Here is a 23667-nt window from a genome sequence, read left to right as displayed (position 1 = left end):
ATTCATAAGAGGTGAGGAAATTGAATAAAGGTCAACGCCATATTCGAATTCGCGATATTATTACAAATAATGAAATTGAAACACAGGATGATTTAGTTATGCATTTAAAAAATGCGGGCTACAATGTAACGCAGGCAACCGTATCACGCGATATTAAAGAGCTACATCTTGTAAAAGTGCCAATGCAGGATGGTCGATACAAATATAGCTTGCCCGCAGATCAACGTTTTAATCCAATTCAAAAGCTGCGTCGTGCATTAGCGGATGCCTTTGTTAGCATTGATGGTGCGTCACATTTTTTAGTGGTCAAAGCGTTACCAGGGAATGCCAATGCTATCGCTTCCTTGCTTGATCATTTAGATTGGGACGAGCTATTAGGTACAATTTCTGGGGATGATACGATTTTACTTATTTGTCGAACAGAGGCAGATCGAGAAATGATTAAAGAGCGTTTATTAGATATGCTATAAGAGGTGGATTTTTTGCTAAGAGAGATAAGTATTCGCAATTTTGCGATTATTGATGATTTAACAGTAAGCTTTGCGGATGGTTTAACTGTTTTAACAGGTGAAACGGGTGCTGGTAAGTCCATTATTATTGATGCTGTGCATTTACTTGCAGGTGGTCGTGCCTCACAGGAATTTATCCGTCATGGCGCAAGAAAAGCAGAACTTGGTGGTCTCTTTCATATTATGGATGATCACCATCCGGTTTTTGCAAAGCTTGATGAAGCTGGGATTGAATTTGAGGATGGTACCATTATTTTACGTCGTGATATTAATGATAACGGCAAAAGCGTTTGTCGCATTAATGGCAAGCTTGTTCCGACAAATGTTTTGCGTGAAATTGGTGGCAGCTTAATTGATATACATGGTCAGCATGAAAATCAAGAGCTGATGGATGAAAAGCAGCATATTCATTTATTAGACCATTTTGCGCAGGATGAGCTTGCGCCCGTTTTAACAATCTATAGTGAAAAATATGAAGCTTATCGCAATTTGAAGCGTGAAGTTGCTGCACTTAGCTTAGATGAGCAACGAATGGCACAGCGCATTGATTTATACCAATTTCAAATGAATGAGCTTGAAGACGCAGGGCTAAAGCTTGGCGAGGAAGAGACACTCACTGAAGAGCGCTTGCGCTTAATGAATTTCCATAAAATTTTTGAGCGTGCAAGCATCGCCTATGAGGCGATTTCAGCTGAGCAGCATGGCTTAGATTATATTGGCAATGCGATGTCAGCACTTGATGATATCGCTTCATTAGATGAGCAATTTAAAGAAGCGGCAGAGGCAGTGACAACAAGCTTTTATGCATTGCAGGATGCCAGCTATCAAATAAAAAATGTATTGGATGAATTGGAATTTGATGCAGGGCGCTTAAACGAGGTTGAGCAACGTTTGGCACAGTATCAAACGATGAAGCGTAAATATGGCACGACTGTTGAAGAAATTTTAGCCTATTATGATAAAATTTCTGAGGAGTTAATGCAGCTAATGAATCATGACGAAACCATTCAAAAAAATGAGCAACGTTTGCGTCAAATGGAAGTAGAGCTACAGCAGCTAGCAGAGCAATTAACTGCGATTCGTAAAAAGCATGCGGTGCTTTTAAGTGAAGCGATTATGGAGCAATTGCGTGTGTTACATATGGAAAAGGCGAAATTTATCGTTAAATTTGAATCCTTGGATACATTTGATGCATATGGGAAAGATTATGTCGCATTCTACATTTCAACAAATGTAGGCGAGCCACCGAAATCGTTGCCAAAAATTGCTTCAGGCGGTGAGTTGTCGCGTATGATGCTGGCATTAAAAACAATCTTTTCTTCAACAAACGGCATTACATCGATTATTTTCGATGAGGTCGATACAGGTGTAAGTGGGCGTGTAGCACAGGCGATTGCTGAAAAAATTGCGGCAATCTCCATTCATTCACAAGTGCTTTGCATTTCACATTTACCACAGGTGGCTGCGATGGCCGATCAGCATTATTTAATTAAAAAGCAAGTTGAGCATGACCGTACATTTACAACGGTGACGGAAATTAAAGAACGTGCCCGTATTGAGGAAGTAAGCCGCATGATGAGTGGTGCGGAAATTACCGATTTAACATTGCAGCATGCACAGGAACTTGTAGAAATTGCAGATACAAGAAAACGAGCAATGCTATAAATTTTTTAAGGAGCTGTCTGATTTTCAGGCAGCTCCTAATCGTAGTGAGTAAATGCTACTGAATCCAGTATATTCATTTTTCCAATTGGCTTATATTTCAATAAAATCGTTAAGAGCTGTCAGAGACGCCAAGCGTTAGCTTGCTTTTCAGACAGCTTTTGTTTCGACAAATATTTACCGTTCATAACTCATGAAAAGTCCGCACATAGTATCGGTAAGATGAAAAGGAGGTGACAACGAAATGTGCCATTTGCGTAATCTTTTACTCGTTATTTTCTTTATTTTGATTCCTGTGCAAGTATCTGCAAAGGAACTCATACCAATGGGGCAATCAATTGGTATTCAGTTAAAACTACCCTTTATTTACGTATCACATGACATACTTTTACCAAATGGCGAATGGTTAAAGCAAGGTGATAAAGTGCTCGCAGTTGATGAGCAAGAGATTAATCAAATACAGCAATTTGCTGAAATTAAAGAGCCATCAGCATTGCGCATTGAACGTGCGAACAAAGAGAAAGTTTTAAACTTAACAAGCGAAGAAATACAAAATGTGTTGCCCTTTTTAAAAGATGAAACAGATGGCATTGGAACTTTGACATTTCTTGACCCTACAACGAACGAATATGGAGCGCTTGGCCATCAAATTGTTGACAGTGCATTGACAACGCCACCTCCATTTATTGACGGCGCCATTTTTTTAGCTTCCATTTCACAGGTGAAAAAAAGTGAACCTGGTCAGCCTGGTTATAAAATTTCGATTGTAAATAAGGATCGGCAGCGACTAGGTAACGTTTTGTTTAACAATGTTTATGGCGTATTTGGAGAATGGGAACAAGGTTTATCACAAAGTTTGCGACAGCCATTGGAAATTATGCATGATTCAGAAATAAAGCGCGGTGAAGCGCAAATGCTGACAGCGATTGAAGGCGAAAAAGTTGAAAAATTTGCAATTACCATTGATAAAGTTGATGGAGCCAATATTGTATTTCGCGTAACTGACCCTAAATTATTAAGTAAAACAGGCGGCATTTTACAAGGAATGAGCGGTAGCCCAATCATTCAAAATGACCGTTTTGTCGGTGCGGTAACGCATATGTTTGTCGAACATCCTGCAAAAGGTGCTGCTTTGTCGATAGGAGAAATGCTAAAAAAATCACCAAAATAAGGACTAAAAGACTATACCAATTCTTTCGGGTATAGTCTTTTACAAATTTTTCTGATAAAATAACAAGGAATGGTTTCGTAATTTGTGGAAAAAGGTAGCTTTTTGTCACTATATAAGGAATTTATATAACTTCATGTTTATTTTTCATACATAATAAAGGGTTTTTATTAAATATGTCGAAAACTCAAAAGCGGTACTCCATAATCAAATTGGGATTATTTATCATGATTCAGCAATTTTTTCTGCGACAAGTGTCTAAACGTCCGCTGAATCATGATAAAACTTCTGGCGGATGTCACAGATTTTTTCAAGCTTAAAAAAAATCTAGTCGCAATTACGCCTCGGTGTAACTGATAGGGGAAACTGTAGAAATTAATTATTTAAGGGGGCTTTATAAATGTCAAAAGTAAAAATTGCAGTTGCGGATGATAATCGAGATTTGTTGAAAGCGATGGAAGCATATTTCACAGATCATACGCATATCGCATTAATTGCGACTGCACAAAACGGTAAAATATGCATTAAAATGTTAGAAGAGGTCCAACCTGATGTTTTGTTGCTTGATATCATTATGCCACATCTCGACGGCTTAGCGGTATTAGAGACTTTATATAACGATAATCGTTTAGAAAATATGCAAGTTATTATGCTAACAGCCTTTGGACAAGAGGATGTTATGAAGCAAGCAGTAAACTATGGTGCTTCCTACTTTATGCTGAAGCCTTTTGAATTCGAGCAGCTAGAGCAAAAAATTCTACAATGTGCGAAGCATGCACCTGAGCCAACAAAGCAACAGCGTACGAGCGTGCTACAGCCGAAAGGTGCACAAAAGGTTGACCAGCGTCAGCTTGATACGACAATTACAGCAATCATTAAAGAAATTGGCGTGCCAGCACACATTAAAGGCTATGTTTATTTACGTGAAGCGATTCAAATGGTTTATTACGATATCGAGCTACTTAGCTCTGTAACGAAAATTTTATATCCAGATATCGCAGAAAAATTCAATACAACACCATCACGTGTAGAGCGTGCGATTCGTCATGCTATCGAAGTTGCATGGAATAGAGGGAACTATGAATCGATTTCCGAAATGTTTGGTTATACGGTGCACCACCTAAAATCGAAGCCAACAAATTCAGAATTCATCGCCATGATTGCTGATAAAATTCGCATTGAGTTAGTGGCGAGCTGAGTGTGAAGATGGCTGTTTGAGAGCTATAAATAATTAAATGTATATATTAAGCGCACGCTCGTTTCTCGCTACGGATAAATGAGCGTGTGTTTTGTATGTCAAAAACAAATGATTTCATGGTGTATGTATGAACAAGTGCATATAGGCTCTATTCACAAATAATGAAATCTTTGATGCTGGTAGGTTAAAAGGCCTATGTTTATTTTCCGATCTATTTAACTTATTTTAAGTAGGATAGATGGCTTATTCCATCTAAATGCAATAAAATTAACAATTTTCTAGTTTTTTTGAGAATTTTATAAAACGACTAAACAAATGCTTGTTTATTGTATATACTAAATAAGAAGGGGAAGGAGGAATTATGTGTCTATTTTTACGAATGATTATTTTGAAATGACAGAGCAAAATGGAAAAGTGTTTATTCGCACAATCAAATCGGGTTTTTCTTTAAAGGACTTTGATACTATTTTGAGATCGCATCCACGTGTCAAGTTGACTAATTTTGCTGTATTAAAAAATGTATTAGCAACAGAAAGTGAGACGACAACTGAAATTGGTATATGGCTGCCCAATATCGAAATTGAAGTAGCGCGTGATAATATGTCGGCTTCACTTTTTATTTATGAAACTGTAGAGGAATTACAGCAAAATAGTGAGCGCTTCATCGCTGAAATTGAAAGCCTTTTACAGCAAAAAAAGATTGTTCATGGTATTCAACCAATTCAAATAGAAAAAATCGTTCCAACAAAAGCATATTTAATTGCACAAGGTACACCACCAATTAAAGGTGAGGATGCAAAAATTACATATTTGGAAATACCTGAACGTAAACCGGTTATTCAAGAGGATGGGAAAGCCGATTACTATGAAATGAATTTTATTTTTGAAATACATGAGGACAGCTGGCTCGGTGAAAAAATATTGGCACAGCCAGGAGTTGATGGCCAAACCATTTTTGGAGAAACGATTGTGGCTGCTCACGGCAAGGATATACCTTTAAAATATGATCGCAAAGCAGCTTATGAAGTAGAAGAGGATGGCAAAATTGTTTTACGTTCTAAATATGCTGGTGCATTAGGTCAAGTGCAAGGGCAGTTAACAATTAGCCATCATTTATCCATTAATAATGATATCGGCATTGAAACAGGCAACATCGATTTTCAAGGCTCTTTAACCGTTCGAGGAACTGTACAAAGCGGTTTTTCCATTATCGCAAAAGGGGATATTTCCATTGAGTCAAATGAAGGAATAACAGGGGCTAAGCTTATTCGTTCATTAGAGGGAGATATTTACATTCGTGGCGGCGTTTTCGGTTTAGGGGAAACCGAAATCGAGGCTGGAGGAAATATATATATAAAGCACGTAAATGAAGCAAATTTGAAAGCCAATGGAGAAATTCATATTGGATCTTATTCGTTAGGCTCGCACTTATCAGCAAATTCTATTTTTTTAGATGAGCGCAAGGGGAAAATTATAGGTGGAACGGCAACAGCGAAGGATATGATTGTATCGGCTATTGCAGGTAATCACTTAGAACGCAGAACAGAGCTTATTATTAATACATTCAATAAAAAAGAGCTGCAAGCAATCATTCAAGAAAAAGCGAAGCTATTGAAAAATGAGCAGGATGAAATTGTGAAATATGAGGCGCAATTGGAAAAAATTTTGTCATCACAGGGCACATTAAATAGTCAGCAAGCAGCTGTTGTCGAGCAAGTGAAGCAAAAAATCAACGCATTAAAAAAATATGTCGCAAGCTTAGATAACGAAATTAAAGTGAGCATTAATGATTTACACAACGCTGGAAAAGAGGAAATTAAAATTACGAAAGAAGCGTACCCTGGTACGTATATTCAAATTGGTAAGAAATCATCTCTTTTAACAAAAATGACAAATGGTACATTTTTATTGGATTCAGGGGAGTTGAATGTATAAATGAGCCTTCCGATATATGCACATCGAGGTGCTTCTGCCTACGCTCTTGAAAACACAATGGAGGCATTTCAAAAAGCGCTAAAGCTCGGTGCAAATGGTATCGAATTGGATGTGCAATGCTCAAAAGATGGACAATTGATAGTTTTTCACGATAATAATATAAAGCGTTTAACAGGTGTGAATCGGCTTGTACAGGACTGTTCGTTAGAAGAGCTGCAAAGCTACCGTTTAGGAAAGCGCTTTTCGCGTATTTTCTCAACGAAGCATATGCCCAAACTGCATGATATCATTGAATGGGCGAATAAAGAAAACGTGGCCTTGAACATTGAGCTAAAGGAATCACTAATGACAAATCAAGATGCATTAATTCAGCTATTAAAAACGATTCGCCTGCCAGCTCACAGCCATTTTTCATCATTTTATGAGCAGTTACTTATTATTGTGAAAAAACATTGTCCACATATAGAAACGGCATTTTTAGTGACGAAAAAATTTGATTGGACAAAATTGGGGAAATTATCACATATCGATACAATCCATGCGCATAAAAAATATTATAAGCGCAACTATTTAAAAGCGTGCGAGTATGCGGGAAAAAACATTCGCTTTTATAGCATCACAGGCAAGGAGTCTTTTATTGCTCAGCCACATCCAAGTGTTGTAGGGTGGATTACGGATTATCCAGATATTGTAGCGAAAAATAGCATATAGAAAAGGTGTAGGAAGAGAGGTTGTAAACCATTTTCCTACACCTTTTTATTTTTGCCAACGCTCTGCTACTTTTCCTTTTTTACGATCTCTGTGTAGTAAGAAGCCTGCAAAAAAGCCGAAGCCGATTAAAAATAAAATAATCCCAATGACAAATTGTAACCAAATCCAAGGGATGGGAGAAATCAACACACCGAACAGTGTATCTCGCATCAATTTAATTCCAGCAGCTGCCATAAGTCCAGGAATTAGTAGTACAATAAATGCAGCCATTCGAGCCATTTTCCTACCTCCTAACTCTATCTTATTTATTGTACAACCCCTTATAATATTGTCAAGAAAACAGGCGTCATTGTGCTGTTTTTGCCATGTTTCAGTAACCTCTGAATAGTTAGAAAATTCTTAATTATTATGGATTGCATAATAATTGTTGATTAAAAACGAATTTAAACGTATTGTAAAAATAAGCAGTGAAAATAAATGGTTTTTTCATGGCGAAATTGTGAACTTTTGAAAAACACAATAGTAAACAAGAAAGTAAACGCTTTCTTTTAGTTGAAAGGGGTATATGCAATGGAAATCTTTAAGTACATGGAAAAGTATGATTATGAACAACTCGTTTTTTGTCAGGACAAAGAATCGGGCTTAAAGGCAATTATTGCAATCCATGATACGACGTTAGGACCAGCACTCGGTGGTTCACGTATGTGGACATATGCATCAGAGGAAGATGCAATCGAGGATGCATTGCGATTAGCGCGTGGTATGACTTACAAAAATGCGGCAGCAGGCTTAAATTTAGGCGGAGGCAAAACGGTTATTATCGGCGATCCATTCAAAGATAAAAACGAAGAAATGTTCCGTGCATTAGGTCGCTTTATTCAAGGCTTAAATGGTCGCTATATTACAGCAGAGGATGTTGGGACAACAGTAACTGATATGGATTTAATCCATGAGGAAACAAACTATGTGACAGGTATTTCACCAGCGTTTGGTTCATCGGGTAACCCATCTCCTGTAACGGCATATGGCGTTTATTTAGGTATTAAAGCAGCTGCGAAAGAAGCATTTGGTACAGATATACTTGAAGGACGCACAGTTGCTGTACAAGGGCTAGGAAACGTTGCATATACACTATGTGAGTATTTACATAAAGACGGTGTAAAATTAGTTGTAACAGATATTAACAAAGCAGCCGTTGATCGTGTTGTTAGTGCATTTGGCGCGACAGCGGTTGACCCAGCTGACATTTATAAGCAAGATGTAGACATTTTTGCACCATGTGCACTTGGTGCGATTATTAATGATGAGACGATTCCACAATTAAAAGCGAAGGTCATTGCTGGCTCAGCGAACAACCAGCTACAGGAATCACGTCATGGTCAAATTTTACATGAAAAAGGCATTATTTATGCACCTGACTATGTGATTAATGCAGGCGGGGTAATCAATGTAGCAGATGAGCTATATGGCTATAATCGCGACCGTGCGATGAAGCGAGTAGAAACAATTTACGATAGCATCGCAAAAATCTTAACAATTTCAAAAGAGCAAGATGTACCGACATACTTAGCTGCAAACAAGCTTGCAGAGGATCGTATTGCGCGTGTTGCGAAATCTCGTAGCCAATTTTTACGCAATGAAAAAAATATTTTAAACGGTCGTTAAGCATGACAGGCGAAAAGGAGGTAAAGATAATCTTTGCTTCCTTTTTTCTAAAGAAGGGGGATGTTTTTCATGGCACATGAATATGATGTGGTCATTTTAGGTGGCGGAACAGGCGGTTATGTTGCAGCCATTCGAGCAGCACAGCTCGGTTTAAAAACAGCAGTTGTTGAAAAGGCGAAGCTAGGGGGCACATGCTTACATAAAGGCTGTATCCCAAGCAAGGCGTTGTTAAGAAGCGCTGAAGTATATCGCACAGCAAAAGAAAGTGAAACATTCGGAGTAGAAGTAGCAGGTGTCAAATTGCAATTTGAACAAGTACAAAATCGTAAAAACTCCATTATTAAAACATTACATGCAGGTATCGAAGGTTTAATGAAAAAAGGCAAAATTGATGTTTATTATGGTACAGGTCGTATATTAGGTCCTTCTATATTTTCTCCGATGCCTGGAACAATTTCAGTGGAGCTAGCGGACGGTGGCGAAAATGAAATGCTCGTACCAACAAATGTCATTATCGCAACTGGTTCAAAGCCAGCAACGCTGGAAGGGATTCCTGTTGACGGAGAACGTATATTAAATTCTGACCATGCACTAGAGCTGGAATCATTACCTGCTTCTATATTAATTGTAGGTGGTGGCGTAATTGGAATTGAATGGGCATCAATGCTTTGTGACTTTGGTGTGGATGTAACGGTTTTGGAGTATGGAGATCGCATTTTACCAACAGAGGATGCAGATATTTCCAAGGAAATGACGAAGGCGTTAACGAAGCGTGGTGTACGCATTGTGACAAATGCTCGCATGCAGACGGAAACGTTAAAAGCAGATGAGGAAGTATCCATTACAGTTACTGCTGGTGATACAACAGAGACATATAGCGCTGAAAAAATGCTCGTGAGCGTAGGACGTACAGCAAACACTGAAGGTATTGGTCTCGAAAATACCGAAATCGTAACAGAGCGCTCTTACATTCAAGTAAATGCTAACTATCAAACGAAGGAAAGCCATATTTATGCAATCGGCGATGCGATTGGTGGTATGCAATTAGCGCATGTCGCTTCACATGAAGGCATTGTTGCGGTAGAGCATATTGCAGGACATAAAACAGAGGCGATTCATTATCCAAATGTGGCACGCTGTATTTATTCGTATCCAGAGGCATCAAGCGTTGGCTTGACAGAGGCGCAGGCGAAAGAGCAAGGCTTCGATGTCAAGGTGGCGAAGTTTCCATTTAAAGCAATCGGTAAAGCATTAGTGCATGGGGATGCGGAAGGCTTTGTCAAAATGATTGCAGATAGTAAAACAAACGACTTGTTAGGCGTTCATATGATTGGTCCACATGTAACGGATATGATTTCAGAATCAGCGCTTGCGCTATTGCTTGATGCAAGTCCATGGGAGATTGCTCAAACAATTCACCCGCACCCATCACTAAGTGAAATTATTGGGGAAGCTGCACTGGCAATAGAAGGTCGAGCAATTCACTTCTAACTTGAAAAAAATGATTCATATAATGAATGAGCACATAGCTGTTAGGAAGCTTGTTTTCCTAGCAGTCTTAAATAGAAAGCTGTGAAAGGGGATGTTCGTATGTTAAAACACGAAGACCTTGGATTAACAAATGAAGATGTATTAAAGATGTATGAAACGATGCTGATGGCAAGACGTATTGATGAACGTATGTGGCTATTAAATCGCGCGGGGAAAATACCTTTTGTTATTTCTTGTCAAGGACAGGAGGCTGCACAGGTTGGCGCAGCATTTGCCTTAGATAATGACAAAGACTATATCGCACCATATTATCGTGATATGGGCGTTGTTCTACATTTTGGTATGACAGCAAAGGATTTAATGCTATCAGCTTTTGCAAAGGCCGAGGACCCGAACTCTGGTGGTCGTCAAATGCCAGGGCACTTTGGGCAAAAGAAGAATCGTATTTTAACAGGTTCTTCACCAGTAACGACACAAGTACCACATGCAGTTGGTGTTGCGCTTGCAGGGAAAATTCAGCAAGAGGATTTTATTACATTCGTAACATTGGGGGAAGGCTCGTCTAACCAAGGTGACTTCCATGAAGGAGCAAACTTCGCAGGCGTGCATAAGTTACCTGTTATTATTATGGTAGAAAACAATCAATATGCAATTTCTGTGCCTGTTGAGCGCCAATTAGGCTGTGCGAAAGTATCCGACCGCGGTATTGGCTATGGTATGCCAGGGGTTACAGTGGATGGCAAAAATCCACTTGAAGTATATAAAGTAGTAAAAGAAGCAGCAGATCGTGCTAGACGTGGAGAAGGGCCAAGCTTAATTGAAACGGTCACATATCGTTTAACAGCGCACTCATCAGACGATGACGATCGCCAATATCGAACAGCGGAAGATATAGCAGAAGGTAAGGCAAATGACCCGTTGCTATTATTTGAAAACTACTTGCTTGAAGCGGGCGTAGCGACAGCTGAGACGTTTGAGGAGCTAAATGCTAAAATTGCTGCAATTGTTAATGAAGCAACAGATTATGCAGAGGCAGCACCATACGCGAAGCCAGAGCACGCATTGAAATACGTTTATGCTGAGGAGGGTGACGAATAATGGCTGTGATGTCTTATATTGATGCAATTAATTTAGCGATGAAAGAAGAGATGGAACGCGATGAGCGCGTCTTTATTTTAGGGGAGGACGTTGGACGTAAAGGTGGTGTATTTAAAGCAACATCAGGGCTTTACAACCAATTTGGCGAATATCGCGTCCTTGATACACCTTTAGCAGAAAGCGCGATTGCAGGTGTTGCGATTGGGGCTGCGATGTATGGTATGCGTCCAATTGCCGAAATGCAATTTGCTGATTTCATTATGCCAGCAGTGAACCAAATTGTGTCGGAGGCAGCGAAAATTCGCTACCGTTCGAACAATGATTGGACATGTCCTTTAGTTGTGCGTGCACCATTTGGTGGAGGAATCCACGGAGCGCTTTACCATTCACAATCAGTAGAGGCGCTATTTGCAGGAACACCAGGCTTAAAAATCGTTATCCCTTCTACACCATATGATGCGAAAGGCTTGTTAAAAGCGGCAATTCGTGATGAAGACCCAGTGCTATTTTTCGAGCATAAGCGTGCGTATCGTCTAATTAAAGGGGAAGTGCCAGCAGATGATTATACATTACCGATTGGCAAGGCAGACGTGAAACGTGAAGGTGACGATATTACCGTAATCACTTACGGCTTAGCAGTACATTTTGCATTGCAAGCAGCAGAGCGATTAGCGGCAGACGGTATTCAAGCACATATTTTAGATTTACGTACAGTTTACCCATTAGATAAAGAAGCGATTATTGAAGCGGCAAGCAAAACAGGCAAAGTGTTGCTTGTAACAGAAGATAATAAAGAAGGTAGCATTATGAGTGAAGTGTCAGCAATTATTGCGGAGCATTGCTTATTTGAATTAGATGCGCCAATTAAGCGTTTAGCTGGTCCAGATGTACCTGCAATGCCTTACGCACCAACAATGGAAAAATTCTTTATGATTAATCCTGATAAAGTTGAGCAAGCAATGCGTGAGCTTGCTGCATTTTAAGGAGGAATAACAATGGCAATTCAAAATATTGTAATGCCCCAGTTAGGCGAGAGTGTAACAGAGGGAACAATTGAGCGTTGGCTTGTCAAGCCGGGCGATAAAGTAAATAAATATGATCCGTTAGCGGAAGTCAATACAGATAAAGTAAATGCAGAAATCCCTTCTTCCTTTGAAGGAATTGTCAGTGAGCTTATCGCAAATGAAGGGGAAACGTTACCTGTTGGTGCTATCGTCTGTACGATTGATGTACAAGGAGATGTTAGTGAGCCATCAGCAGAGAAAACATCGAATGTCAGCTCAGCCATTTTAAATGCGGGTGTTCAACATAAAGAGGAAACACCAGCTCAGCCTGCTGCACAGCAAGCAATGGTCAAGGTACCACGCGACAAAGCACGCTATTCACCAGCTGTTTTAACATTGGCGGCAGAGCATAACATTGATTTAACATTGGTACAGGGTAGCGGTGTAGGAGGACGTATTACACGTAAAGACATTCAAGCGATTATTGCGTCTGGACAAATTCCGACAGCACCTGCACAGCCAGTAGAAGCGCCTGCAATAGCACCGTCTGCTCCACAAGCAGCGCAAGAGCCTGTACAAGCTCCTCCTGCGCCAGTTATTCCAACAGCAGCAGGTGATGTAGAAATTCCTGTGACAGCTGTGCGTCGTGCGATTGCGAACAATATGTTGCGTAGCAAGCATGAAGTGCCACACGCATGGATGATGATGGAAGTGGACGTAACGAATTTAGTAGCGTACCGCGACTCTCTTAAAAATGAATTTAAGCGCAATGAAGGCTTTAATTTAACGTATTTCGCCTTCTTTATGAAAGCGATTAGCCAAGCGTTAAAGGAATTCCCAATGATGAATTCAATGTGGGCTGGCGATAAAATTATTCAGAAAAAAGATATTAATTTATCGATTGCAGTAGCGACAGAGGACGCATTATTCGTGCCTGTTATTAAAAATGTCGATGAGAAATCAGTTAAAGGCATTGCACGTGAAATTCATGAATTGTCACAGCTAGTGCGCACAGGGAAATTACGCTCTGAGCATATGCAAGGTGGTACATTTACTGTGAATAATACAGGCTCATTTGGCTCAGTTCAGTCGATGGGTATTATCAATTATCCGCAAGCTGCTATTTTGCAGGTGGAAGCAATTGTAAAACGACCTGTTATTATGGAAGGAAATATGTTCGCAGCACGTGATATGGTGAATTTATGTTTATCATTAGATCATCGAGTTTTAGATGGATTAGTTTGCGGGAAATTTCTAAATAGAGTAAAAGAAATACTCGAAAACGTCAATAAAGAGACGATGTCAGTCTACTGACAACCTCTAGAAAGCCCGTCATGACGGGCTTTCTTTAATTTTTTCTCTTTATTGTTAGCGCTTTCTCATGTAATATATGAAATAGGAAATGATAAAGGGGGAAGCTCAACTGCATGACAACAAATATGAAAGAGATTCAATTTGCATCAGCCAGCTATGAGGAATGGCAGGAGCAGGCAACGAAAGCCTTAAAAGGGAAGCCATTTGAATCCTTATTAACTAAAACAATTGAAGGCATTACATTAGAGCCACTTTACACAGAAGCGACGTTAATTGACAAATTAGGTGAACAGCTAGAAAAGCAAGTTGCAACAATTCGCACAATGAAAGCAACAGATTCCTTTGAAATTGCCCAACAAATTTACGGCGATAGTGCTGAACAATTTTTAACAAATTTACAGGACAGCTTAGCACGTGGTAATGAGGTGCTAACGATTGATAGCCGTGTGGCGTTTGAATGGGATACAGCTATTTTAACAAGCCTAGCTGACTTTATGACAGAGTACACGTTTAAGCTAATTGTTGAAAATAGTAACGACCCATTAATGCAAGTATTTACAAAAATTGCAGCAGATAAAAAACATGCTGTCACAGGCTATATTGTTTCAAGAGAGTCGCTGGAATTAGCTGATTTCCCAAATGTCCGTACAGCACATAGCAATACTGTGAAATACCATAACAATGGAGCAAATGCTGTGCAGGAGCTAGCAATTGCGTTAGCACAAGCGAGCGATTTAGCCAAGAAAGCAACAAGCTATGAGGACGTTGCACAAAAATTTTTCGTCAGCTTTGCCATTGATACACAATTCTTTATGGAAATCGCGAAAATTCGCGCATTTAAAGTGCTGTGGAAAGCCTTTTCAAAGGGGCTTGGAGCAGAGGCAATTGCTGTACCGATCGTAGCGGAAACATCTGTACGCAGCTTCTCAAAGCTTGATGTTTATGTGAATTTATTACGTGCAGGAAATGAAGCCTTTGCAGGGATTATTGGTGGTGTTGATGTCTTCACAGTCCATCCACATGATGTGTTAACAAAACCGACAGAGCAATCGATACGTATTGCACGCAATGTATTATTAGTTGCAAATGAAGAATCGCATGTATTAAATGTCACAGACCCTTCCGGTGGCTCATACTTTATCGAATCATTAACAGCCGATTTAGTAAAGGAGGCATGGCAGCTGTTTATACAAATTGAAGCTGCGGGTGGGCTAGAAGCATACCGAATTGATACGAAAATCGAGGATGTTTATCAAACGCGTATTAAGCAAATTGAAACACGTAAAGCCTCTTTAATTGGCACAAATATTTATGCAAACCCAGCAGATAGCATGGCTCCAGAAAGCAATGTGCAATTTGTCGATGTCAAGCGTTTAGCGATTCCATTTGAAAAATTGCGTGAAAGCTATGCACAGCAAAACGCCAAAATGGCGATTTTAACATTTGGCGAATTGAAAAACTTCAAAGCGCGTGCCGATTTTGTTGCAGGCTTTTTCGCAACAGCTGGTATTACGATAGAACAGTCTGGTGCAATTTCAACGATTGAGGAAGCTGAGCGCTGGCTCAAGACAACGGATTATGATTATATCGTCGTCGCGGCAATGGATGAAGATGCGAAAACGGTAGTACCTGCGCTGTTAAAAGTGAAGCAAGAAAAGCAGTTGCTCGATGTGGCAGGGAAATTTAAAGAAGAAGAGCAGGCATGGCAAGCTGATGGACTAAATGGCTTCATCTTTGCTGGTCAAAATATGATCCAAAAGCTCAATGCAGTGATGGCAAGCTTAAAGGAGGTACAAGGATGAACGCGAACTTTCAAGGGATTGTTATCGAGGATATACTAGCAACAGAAGGCCTTCAAGCGACAACTACCTTTATGACAAATGAAGGTATTGAAGTGAAAAATGTCTACACAAAGGATGACATGAAGGACATCAAGCATTTACAGGATGTAGCAGGCATCGCACCAAATACAAGAGGACCGTATCCAACGATGTATGTTGCACGTCCTTGGACGGTGCGCCAATATGCAGGCTTCTCAACAGCCGAAGAATCAAATGCCTTTTATCGACGCAATTTAGCAATGGGGCAAAAAGGCTTATCTGTTGCATTTGATTTAGCGACGCATCGCGGCTATGATTCTGACCACCCGCGTGTAACTGGGGATGTTGGGAAAGCAGGAGTAGCGATTGACTCTGTTGAGGATGCTAAAATTTTATTCGACGGCATTCCGTTAGATCAAATGTCGGTATCGATGACGATGAACGGCGCAGTACTACCTGTATTAGCTTTTTATATTGTGGCGGCAGAGGAGCAAGGTGTAAAGCCAGAGCAGCTTGCTGGTACGATTCAAAACGATATTTTAAAGGAATACATGGTGCGTAATACGTATATTTATCCACCAGCGATGTCGATGAAAATTATTGCAGATATTTTTGAGTTTACAGCGAAATTTATGCCGAAATTCAATTCGATTTCAATTTCAGGCTATCATATTCAAGAAGCAGGTGCGACAAACGATATTGAGCTTGCCTACACATTAGCAGATGGCTTGGAATATGTACGCACAGGCTTAAAGGCAGGTATTGATATCGATGCCTTTGCACCACGTTTGTCGTTCTTCTGGGCAATCGGGATGAATTACTATATGGAAATCGCTAAAATGCGTGCAGCACGTCGCATTTGGGCACAAATGATGTCGACATTTAACCCGAAAAACCCGAAATCATTAGCTTTGCGTACACATTCACAAACGTCTGGCTGGTCCTTAACAGAGCAGGACCCATTCAATAATGTGACGCGTACACTAATCGAAGCGAATGCGGCTGCAATGGGACATACGCAATCATTGCATACAAATGCGCTCGATGAGGCGATTGCTTTACCGACTGATTTCTCGGCACGTATTGCACGTAATACACAGCTCTTTTTACAAGAGGAAACAGGCATGACAAAGGTGATTGACCCATGGGGTGGCTCATACTATGTAGAAAAGCTAACAGAGGAGCTAACGGAAAAAGCGTGGGCGTTAATCGAGGAAATTGAAGAGCTTGGTGGTATGGCGAAGGCGATTGATACCGGCTTACCAAAAATGAAAGTGGAGGAAGCTGCGGCGAAGCGTCAGGCGAAAATCGACTCAAAAACAGAAACGATTGTTGGTGTGAATAAATATCGTTTAGCAGAGGAAGAGCCGATCGACATTTTAGATATCGATAACGCAGTCGTGCGCCAGCAGCAAATTGAGCGCTTGGAAAAAATGAAGGCAAACCGTAATGAAGAGGAAGTACAAAAGCATTTAGCCCGCCTCACAAAAGCGGCCCAAACAGGTGAGGAGAACTTGCTAGCTGTTGCGGTTGATGCAGCGCGTGCACGTGCATCATTAGGCGAAATTTCGGATGCTATTGAAAAGGTATCAGGTCGTCATAAAGCGATTATCCGCTCGATTTCAGGCGTTTACTCATCGAATTTCTCGGATGAGGAGCAAATTAATGAAGTGAAGCAAATGACAGAGGAATTCCTTGAAAATGAAGGACGCCGTCCACGTATTTTAGTGGCAAAAATGGGGCAGGACGGACATGACCGTGGTGCGAAAGTAATCGCAACAGGCTATGCAGACCTAGGCTTTGATGTTGATATTTCACCATTATTTATGACGCCAGAGGAAACGGCACAGATGGCAGTGGAAAATGATGTGCATTGCGTCGGTGTATCCTCATTAGCAGCAGGGCATAAAACGCTAGTACCCGCACTTGTTGGCGAGCTGAAAAAGCTAGGGCGTGAGGACATTATCGTTATTTGCGGTGGTGTAATCCCAGCGCAGGATTATGAATTCCTTTATGAAGCAGGGGCAGTCGCTATTTTCGGGCCAGGAACAGTGATTCCAGTTTCCGCCCAAAAAATCATTGAGGAAATTTATAAACAGCTAGGCTACGAGGAAGTGGCAAAGTAATGGATAAACGCTTGGAGCAACAAAGTGCACTATTTGTCATGGACGGTGTGAAAGGTGGTCATGACGGCATGAATTATGGCAAACCGAAGAAATTCCGTAAAAAACAGCAAACGACGCTTGATGTTGTGACATTGGCTGAGGAAGTAAAAGCAGGCAATCGCATTTCCTTATCCAAGGCGATCACCTTAATTGAAAGCTCAAATGCAATGCATAAAGAGCAAGCACAAAGCTTATTACAGGAGTTGCTGCCTTATACAGGGAACAGCATTCGCATTGGCATTACAGGCGTACCAGGTGCGGGAAAGAGCTCCTTTATTGAAGCGTTTGGCTCGATGCTTTGCGATATGGGCAAAAAGGTTGCCGTCTTAGCGATTGATCCAAGCTCATCCATTTCTGGTGGCAGCATTTTAGGTGATAAAACGCGAATGGAGGAGCTTGTACGCAAGCCAAACTCCTTCGTACGTCCATCACCGAGCGCTGGAACATTAGGTGGCGTGCATAAAAAAACGCGTGAAACGATGCTTGTTTGCGAGGCAGCAGGCTATGATGTCATTTTAATTGAAACAGTTGGTGTTGGACAAAGTGAAACGTATGTGCGGGGCATGGTGGACTTCTTCTTACTCTTGGTGTTGACTGGTGCGGGTGATGAGCTGCAAGGCATGAAAAAGGGCATTATGGAGCTAGCAGATGGCATTATCGTCCATAAAAGCGATGGCGATAATGTGCGTCCTGCACGCAAAACGGTGCAGGAATACAAGCAAATTTTGCATTTTTTACAGCCTGCTACACCGGGCTGGATGAGCACAGCACTTGCGGTATCTTCACATGCAAAAACAGGCTTGCAGGAAACATGGCAAATGATTCAGCAGTTTGAAGAAAAGGTACAAGCCTCAAACTATTGGCTGATACGACGTAATGCGCAAACCCGCGATTGGTTCCATGCAATGATTATGGACCATTTACTCGATTCCTTTTATCAAAATGCCGACAATAAAATGCAGGTTAGCCAACTAGAAAATGCTATTTTACAAGGCAAATTAACAGTGACACAAGGCGTCGAACAGCTATTTAAAAATAATTAAAATCAGTTCTTTGCATATCGCGAAATGTCTTGCTATGATGAAATAGTATGAAAGGAGCGAATACAATTATGAACATGGATTATGATTTATTTATGCAGCAAATTACGACAACAGCTCGCGCGGAAATGGAGGCAGCAGGCTACGAGCAATTGCGCACACCTGAAGAGGTAGAAGCAGCCTTTGCTCGTCCAGGCACAACGCTTGTTATGGTGAACTCTGTATGTGGCTGTGCAGGTGGTATTGCTCGCCCAGCAGCGACACAGGCGGTGCATTACGATAAACGTCCTGACCATTTAGTAACAGTTTTTGCAGGGCAAGACAAAGAAGCGACAGCAGCAGCACGCTATCATTTTGGTGAAGACCATTTACCATCATCACCATCTTTTGTTTTATTAAAGGATGGGCAAGTTGTAGCGGAAGTTGGACGCTATGAAATTGAAGGGCATGACCCAATGTCTGTTGTGTTAAACCTGCAAGGTAACTTCGAAGAATATTGTGAGGAAGTATAGCATCAAAATAGGCTGTTCTTTATGGACAGCCTCTATTTTCACCTAAAAGAGAGGCTTCCGACGATGAAAAAATTTTCGATTGGCTACCGTACGCTGAAAACGGCGGTTGGTGCAGCGCTTGCGATTGCCCTCGCCCATTTTTTCGATTTGCAATTTTATACGTCTGCTGCGATTTTAACCATTTTATGCATCCAGCCGACGAAGCGAAAATCGGTGCATGCTGTTTATACAAGATTTGTTGCTAGCTTATTAGGGATGCTGCTCGCATGGCTTGCATTTGAGCTAATTAGCTATCATCCAATTATGCTAGGTATCATGTTCATTATTTTTCTTCCTTTACTCGTATCATTTCACGTGACAGCAGGCTTCGTATCAAGTGCTGTTATCGTTTTGCATATTTATTCAGCAGGGCATTTTTCATGGACCTTGCTACAAAATGAAATTTATTTAATGCTGATTGGCTATGGAGTAGGGCTAGCAGTCAATATGTATATGCCGGATATTCAGCCGAAGCTAGATGCCTATCGACTACAAATTGAGGCATATTACCAAAAGATATTTTCTGAAATTGCGCAATATTTAAGGAATGGGGAATCATTGTGGGACGGTCATGAGCTGATTGCAGCAGCCGAAGTCATCAATAAGGCCAAGGCGATTGCTTTCCAAGATGTTGAAAACCACTTAACGCGCAAAAGTAATTCATATTACGTATATTTTGATATGCGAGAGCAGCAGCTTGAAATTATCGAGCGAATTTTACCGAAAATTACGGCCTTGCCTGTTATAGTACAACAAGCCGAAGTAGTAGCTGTTTTCATGGAGGATTTGAGTGAGCATGTTCACTCTGGCAATACAGCCAGCCATTTCATTGAAAAGCTTGATAGAGTCAAAGTGAAGTTTGCAGAGATGCCTTTACCAACAGACCATCAAACCTTTTTGGCAATGGCTGCATTGTATCAATGTATTGAGGAGATGGAACAGTATTTAGCGATTAAACAGTCGTTTGCAGGCTTACATAAATAAAAAGAGGATGCTATATAAGCATCCTAATTACATAATAGCCGCTACACCCATGGCAATTGTTGAGATTAACATAATGATAACCATTGAGTAAACAACGACTTTTTGAAACTTTTTATTGCTCATTTCAAATCGCTCCTTCGATATATCTGTATTTAGTTTATCAAATCTTTCAAAATTCTCAAGTATAATCGATATAGAAGGTGGATAATTCGATGAAAAAAGTAGATCATATTGGGATTGCTGTGAAAAATATAGAGGAGCGTCTAGCTTATTATACAGAAACGCTCGGTTTAACTTTATTAAAAATAGAGGAAGTTGCCTCTCAAAAAGTGAAGGTTGCTTTTATTGACGCAGGCAATGTCAAGCTAGAGCTTTTAGCACCGATGAGTGAAGAAAGCACGATTCATAGCTTTATAGAAAAGCGTGGCGAAGGCATTCACCATATCGCATTTGGGGTAACTGATATTCGTGAGCGTATGGTAGAATTGCGTGAAAAAGGGGTACGCCTTTTATCAGAGGAGCCAGGGCCTGGTGCAGGTGGTGCAGAGGTTGCCTTTTTACACCCAAAGGACTCCTTCGGTGTGCTATATGAATTATGTGATAAAAGTGGAAAAGGGGAATAAAGAGAATGGATATGTTTGATAAAATTCACGAGCTATATGACCGTAAAAGCGTTATCGAATTAGGTGGGGGAGATGCGCGTATTGACAAGCAGCATGAAAAGGGCAAGCTAACAGCACGTGAGCGCATTGATTTACTACTTGATGAAGGTACATTTGTTGAAATCAACCCATTTATTACGCATCGTACAATTGACTTTGGTATGGCGAGCTTAGAGGGGCCAGGCGATGGGGTTGTGACAGGCTTCGGAAAAATTAATGGGCGTAACGTTTACTTATTCGCACAAGATTTTACAGTGTTCGGGGGAGCACTCGGTGAAATGCATGCGAAAAAGATTGCTGCTGTGATGGATTTAGCAGCGAAAAATGGCACGCCTTTTATCGGCATTAATGATTCAGGTGGCGCACGTATTCAAGAGGGCGTTTTATCATTGGATGGCTACGGGCATATTTTTTATCGCAACTCGATTTATTCAGGTGTGATTCCACAAATTTCTGTTATTATGGGACCTTGTGCGGGTGGTGCCGTTTATTCACCAGCGATTACTGACTTCATTTTAATGGTTGATAAAACATCACAAATGTTTATTACAGGGCCGAAAGTAATTGAAACGGTAACAGGTGAAAAAATTTCCTCTGAAGGCTTAGGTGGCTCAAAGGTGCATAATACGATTAGCGGCAATGCACATTTCCGTGCACCAAATGAGGAAGCGGCAATCAAACAAATTCAACAGCTGTTAAGCTATTTGCCACAAAACAATAAGGAAAAAGCGCCGAAAGCTCCGTATATAGCGGGTGATGAATACCGTTCAGAGCTAGTGGACGTTGTGCCAATCGACCAGACGAAATCTTACGATGTGCGCAAAGTGGTGGAGCAAGTTGTCGATGAAGGCTCCTTTATGGAAGTGCAAAAGGAGTTTGCTAAAAACGTTGTTGTCGGCTTTGCTCGTATTGCGGGTGAATCGGTCGGCTTAGTATGTAACCAGCCGAAGTTTTTAGCAGGCGGCTTAGATATCGATTCATCAGATAAATTAGCACGCTTCGTTCGTACTTGCGATGCCTACAACGTACCTGTTATTACATTTGAGGATGTGTCAGGCTTCTTCCCAGGCGTTAAGCAGGAGCATGGTGGTATTATTCGTCACGGTGCGAAAATTTTATATGCTTATTCAGAAGCAACAGTACCAAAAATCACGGTTATTTTACGTAAAGCATATGGCGGTGCATATGTAGCCTTAAACTCTAAGGCGATTGGCGCTGATCTAGTATTCGCTTGGCCAAACGCAGAAATTGCCGTAATGGGCGCAGCAGGTGCAGCCAACATTATCCACGCAGGTGAAATCGCAAAATCAAGCGACCCAGAAGCAACACGTGCAGCGAAAATCGAAGAGTATAAAGAAAAGTTTGCCAACCCATATGTTGCGGCATCCCGCGGCATGGTAGACGATGTCATTGACCCACGTGAAACACGTATGAAGCTAATGCAGGCGCTTGACATGCTATCAACAAAGCATGAGGATCGCCCATATAAAAAGCATGGCAATATTCCGCTATAAGAAAAACGAGCTATCTCAATTTGGGGTAGCTTTTTTATGTTGATTAGCAATGTTGAATTATATCAGTGGGTTTCAAGGATATATCGGCGACTTTTGAGCAGATATCAGCGGTTTTTCAAATATATCAGCGACTTCCCAACAACTGCATGGTAAAATTAAGCAAGGGGGCGATAGCATGGAATGGCAACAGCTACAGCAGCAATATAGCGACTACCAATTACGTTTGCGAGCGATTGAAAAATTAACAAAGCAAAAGCAGGCAATTGAAAAGCAAATGCGCCGTGCACAGCGTGAAATCGAAGGCTATGAGGCGCAATTAATTGAGGCGAAGAAGCGATTAAATAAATTGGAGCAGTTTTCCTTTCTTCAGCTTTTTCAAAAATGGACAGGGAAATATGATGAAAAAATGGAAGTACAATTTGGCGTTGTCGCAACACAGGAATTAAAATTAATTGAAAGTCAGTTGATGCATGAAGATTTACAGCAGGATTTGGCTACTTTAACTAGCAAAATTCAAGCAGAAGATCTAGTAACAATTGCTGAGCAATTTAAAAAAATAACGAGACAAAAGGAACTATGGTTAATGCAGCATGCACCAAAGCAGGCGGAGAAATTGAATGATTTGCTAGAGCAGGAGCTACATGTAAAGCAGCTGAAAAAGGAAATTGTGGAGGCACAGGAAGCGGGTGCAACGGCAATGCGCACTTTAATGGATGCACTTGAAAATTTAGTCAAGGCGAAAGATTATTCCACATGGGATACCTTTTTAGGTGGTGGCTTGATTGCCACGGCGATGAAGCATGAAAAATTAAATCACTCAGAGGCGTATATTCATAAGGCGCAGATGGCCTTACAACGCTACCACAACGAGCTTCTTGACGTACAAAATATGCAGCATAAAGCTTTTGCGGTAGAGGTCGATGGCTTTGTTAAATTTGCAGATTACTTCTTCGATGATATTTTTTCAGCTTGGTCAATTCATTCGAAAATTGCGACGGCAATTGAGCAATTGAAACGCGTACAAGATGACGTAGCCAACACGCAGCTAATGCTTGAAAATAAGCTAGACTATTTACTAGAAAAAGAAAAAGATATCGCTAAGCAGCGCGAAAATATTTTTGCGACAGAAGATGAGTCATTGTTTTTCTGAACAAGGAGACGTACAATAAGATTAGT

At 40.8% G+C, this 23667-nt stretch carries 21 protein-coding genes; 19 read left to right on the top strand and 2 right to left on the bottom strand.

Annotated features, from left to right (window positions below):
- The first annotated feature begins 20 nt into the window (after positions 1-20).
- The 6 genes from ahrC (at position 21) to M3Z76_RS02200 (ending at position 7183) form a co-directional block, all read left to right on the top strand.
- Positions 21-470, top strand: a complete 450-nt coding sequence (gene ahrC, locus M3Z76_RS02225) for a transcriptional regulator AhrC/ArgR (protein ID WP_293920537.1) — start codon at positions 21-23, stop codon at positions 468-470.
- 12 nt (positions 471-482) lie between these two features.
- Positions 483-2174, top strand: coding sequence for a DNA repair protein RecN (gene recN / locus M3Z76_RS02220; RefSeq protein WP_293920536.1), 1692 nt, complete (start codon positions 483-485; stop codon positions 2172-2174).
- Between the two features lie 241 nt (positions 2175-2415).
- Positions 2416-3342, top strand: coding sequence for a SpoIVB peptidase S55 domain-containing protein (locus M3Z76_RS02215; RefSeq protein WP_293920535.1), 927 nt, complete (start codon positions 2416-2418; stop codon positions 3340-3342).
- A gap of 397 nt (positions 3343-3739) precedes the next feature.
- A complete protein-coding gene (gene spo0A / locus M3Z76_RS02210) occupies positions 3740-4537 on the top strand; it encodes a sporulation transcription factor Spo0A (RefSeq protein ID WP_293920534.1) in 798 nt (265 codons plus the stop codon).
- Positions 4538-4900: 363 nt separating this feature from the next.
- Positions 4901-6472 carry a flagellar assembly protein A gene (locus tag M3Z76_RS02205; RefSeq protein WP_293920533.1) on the top strand — a complete coding sequence of 524 codons (1572 nt, stop codon included), beginning with the start codon at positions 4901-4903 and terminating at the stop codon, positions 6470-6472.
- Positions 6473-7183, top strand: a complete 711-nt coding sequence (locus M3Z76_RS02200; RefSeq protein WP_293920532.1) for a glycerophosphodiester phosphodiesterase — start codon at positions 6473-6475, stop codon at positions 7181-7183.
- A 45-nt stretch (positions 7184-7228) separates the two neighbouring features.
- Here the strand turns inward: M3Z76_RS02200 and M3Z76_RS02195 are convergent, their stop codons facing one another.
- Entirely contained in the window at positions 7229-7462 is a 234-nt protein-coding gene (locus tag M3Z76_RS02195) for a DUF2627 domain-containing protein (RefSeq protein ID WP_293920531.1), read from the bottom strand.
- A 291-nt stretch (positions 7463-7753) separates the two neighbouring features.
- Between M3Z76_RS02195 and M3Z76_RS02190 the strand changes: the two genes are divergently transcribed.
- From M3Z76_RS02190 to M3Z76_RS02145, 10 genes are all read left to right on the top strand, one after another.
- Positions 7754-8848, top strand: a complete 1095-nt coding sequence (locus M3Z76_RS02190) for a Glu/Leu/Phe/Val family dehydrogenase (protein WP_293920530.1) — start codon at positions 7754-7756, stop codon at positions 8846-8848.
- A gap of 69 nt (positions 8849-8917) precedes the next feature.
- Complete coding sequence (gene lpdA, locus M3Z76_RS02185) at positions 8918-10339, top strand: dihydrolipoyl dehydrogenase (protein WP_293920529.1); 1422 nt, start codon at positions 8918-8920, stop codon at positions 10337-10339.
- 99 nt (positions 10340-10438) lie between these two features.
- The gene (locus M3Z76_RS02180; protein WP_293920528.1) at positions 10439-11437 is read left to right on the top strand and encodes a thiamine pyrophosphate-dependent dehydrogenase E1 component subunit alpha; all 999 of its coding nucleotides are present in this window, start codon (positions 10439-10441) and stop codon (positions 11435-11437) included.
- Positions 11437-12420 (top strand): alpha-ketoacid dehydrogenase subunit beta, encoded by a 984-nt coding sequence (locus M3Z76_RS02175; protein WP_293920527.1) that lies wholly within the window; start codon positions 11437-11439, stop codon positions 12418-12420. The genes M3Z76_RS02180 and M3Z76_RS02175 overlap by 1 nt, the downstream gene beginning before the upstream one ends.
- Before the next feature lie 12 nt (positions 12421-12432).
- The gene (locus M3Z76_RS02170; RefSeq protein ID WP_293920526.1) at positions 12433-13755 is read left to right on the top strand and encodes a dihydrolipoamide acetyltransferase family protein; all 1323 of its coding nucleotides are present in this window, start codon (positions 12433-12435) and stop codon (positions 13753-13755) included.
- A 113-nt stretch (positions 13756-13868) separates the two neighbouring features.
- Entirely contained in the window at positions 13869-15557 is a 1689-nt protein-coding gene (locus M3Z76_RS02165; RefSeq protein ID WP_293920525.1) for a methylmalonyl-CoA mutase family protein, read from the top strand.
- Positions 15554-17701 carry a methylmalonyl-CoA mutase gene (gene scpA / locus M3Z76_RS02160; RefSeq protein WP_293920524.1) on the top strand — a complete coding sequence of 716 codons (2148 nt, stop codon included), beginning with the start codon at positions 15554-15556 and terminating at the stop codon, positions 17699-17701. The genes M3Z76_RS02165 and scpA overlap by 4 nt, the downstream gene beginning before the upstream one ends.
- Positions 17701-18783, top strand: a complete 1083-nt coding sequence (gene meaB / locus M3Z76_RS02155) for a methylmalonyl Co-A mutase-associated GTPase MeaB (RefSeq protein ID WP_293920522.1) — start codon at positions 17701-17703, stop codon at positions 18781-18783. The genes scpA and meaB overlap by 1 nt, the downstream gene beginning before the upstream one ends.
- Positions 18784-18851: 68 nt before the next feature.
- Positions 18852-19292 carry a BrxA/BrxB family bacilliredoxin gene (locus M3Z76_RS02150; protein WP_066164369.1) on the top strand — a complete coding sequence of 147 codons (441 nt, stop codon included), beginning with the start codon at positions 18852-18854 and terminating at the stop codon, positions 19290-19292.
- Between the two features lie 63 nt (positions 19293-19355).
- Positions 19356-20315 carry an aromatic acid exporter family protein gene (locus M3Z76_RS02145; protein ID WP_293920519.1) on the top strand — a complete coding sequence of 320 codons (960 nt, stop codon included), beginning with the start codon at positions 19356-19358 and terminating at the stop codon, positions 20313-20315.
- A 27-nt stretch (positions 20316-20342) separates the two neighbouring features.
- Here the strand turns inward: M3Z76_RS02145 and prli42 are convergent, their stop codons facing one another.
- Positions 20343-20438: a stressosome-associated protein Prli42 gene (gene prli42 / locus M3Z76_RS02140; protein ID WP_293920518.1), complete on the bottom strand. Its 96-nt coding sequence runs from the start codon at positions 20436-20438 to the stop codon at positions 20343-20345.
- An 89-nt stretch (positions 20439-20527) separates the two neighbouring features.
- Between prli42 and mce the strand changes: the two genes are divergently transcribed.
- The 3 genes from mce (at position 20528) to M3Z76_RS02125 (ending at position 23641) form a co-directional block, all read left to right on the top strand.
- Positions 20528-20938: a methylmalonyl-CoA epimerase gene (mce, locus tag M3Z76_RS02135; RefSeq protein ID WP_293920517.1), complete on the top strand. Its 411-nt coding sequence runs from the start codon at positions 20528-20530 to the stop codon at positions 20936-20938.
- A gap of 5 nt (positions 20939-20943) precedes the next feature.
- Positions 20944-22491, top strand: coding sequence for an acyl-CoA carboxylase subunit beta (locus M3Z76_RS02130; RefSeq protein WP_293920516.1), 1548 nt, complete (start codon positions 20944-20946; stop codon positions 22489-22491).
- Positions 22492-22666: 175 nt separating this feature from the next.
- Positions 22667-23641: a hypothetical protein gene (locus tag M3Z76_RS02125; protein WP_293920514.1), complete on the top strand. Its 975-nt coding sequence runs from the start codon at positions 22667-22669 to the stop codon at positions 23639-23641.
- Positions 23642-23667: the final 26 nt, after the last annotated feature.

Source organism: Metasolibacillus sp., assembly GCF_025291715.1.
GTDB classification, from domain to species: Bacteria; Bacillota; Bacilli; order Bacillales_A; family Planococcaceae; genus Metasolibacillus; species Metasolibacillus louembei.
This window is presented reverse-complemented; position numbering and strand designations above follow the sequence as displayed.

Coding starts and splice junctions, on each gene's coding strand:
- M3Z76_RS02170 (WP_293920526.1), top strand. CDS start 12,433: ATGGCAATTCAAAATATTGTAATGCCCCAGTTAGGCGAGAGTGTAACA.
- M3Z76_RS02215 (WP_293920535.1), top strand. CDS start 2,416: ATGTGCCATTTGCGTAATCTTTTACTCGTTATTTTCTTTATTTTGATT.
- scpA (WP_293920524.1), top strand. CDS start 15,554: ATGAACGCGAACTTTCAAGGGATTGTTATCGAGGATATACTAGCAACA.
- meaB (WP_293920522.1), top strand. CDS start 17,701: ATGGATAAACGCTTGGAGCAACAAAGTGCACTATTTGTCATGGACGGT.
- M3Z76_RS02175 (WP_293920527.1), top strand. CDS start 11,437: ATGGCTGTGATGTCTTATATTGATGCAATTAATTTAGCGATGAAAGAA.
- M3Z76_RS02195 (WP_293920531.1), bottom strand. CDS start 7,462: ATGGCTCGAATGGCTGCATTTATTGTACTACTAATTCCTGGACTTATG.
- M3Z76_RS02190 (WP_293920530.1), top strand. CDS start 7,754: ATGGAAATCTTTAAGTACATGGAAAAGTATGATTATGAACAACTCGTT.
- lpdA (WP_293920529.1), top strand. CDS start 8,918: ATGGCACATGAATATGATGTGGTCATTTTAGGTGGCGGAACAGGCGGT.
- M3Z76_RS02125 (WP_293920514.1), top strand. CDS start 22,667: ATGGAATGGCAACAGCTACAGCAGCAATATAGCGACTACCAATTACGT.
- M3Z76_RS02200 (WP_293920532.1), top strand. CDS start 6,473: ATGAGCCTTCCGATATATGCACATCGAGGTGCTTCTGCCTACGCTCTT.
- spo0A (WP_293920534.1), top strand. CDS start 3,740: ATGTCAAAAGTAAAAATTGCAGTTGCGGATGATAATCGAGATTTGTTG.
- mce (WP_293920517.1), top strand. CDS start 20,528: ATGAAAAAAGTAGATCATATTGGGATTGCTGTGAAAAATATAGAGGAG.
- M3Z76_RS02180 (WP_293920528.1), top strand. CDS start 10,439: ATGTTAAAACACGAAGACCTTGGATTAACAAATGAAGATGTATTAAAG.
- M3Z76_RS02150 (WP_066164369.1), top strand. CDS start 18,852: ATGAACATGGATTATGATTTATTTATGCAGCAAATTACGACAACAGCT.
- M3Z76_RS02165 (WP_293920525.1), top strand. CDS start 13,869: ATGACAACAAATATGAAAGAGATTCAATTTGCATCAGCCAGCTATGAG.
- M3Z76_RS02145 (WP_293920519.1), top strand. CDS start 19,356: ATGAAAAAATTTTCGATTGGCTACCGTACGCTGAAAACGGCGGTTGGT.
- prli42 (WP_293920518.1), bottom strand. CDS start 20,438: ATGAGCAATAAAAAGTTTCAAAAAGTCGTTGTTTACTCAATGGTTATC.
- M3Z76_RS02130 (WP_293920516.1), top strand. CDS start 20,944: ATGGATATGTTTGATAAAATTCACGAGCTATATGACCGTAAAAGCGTT.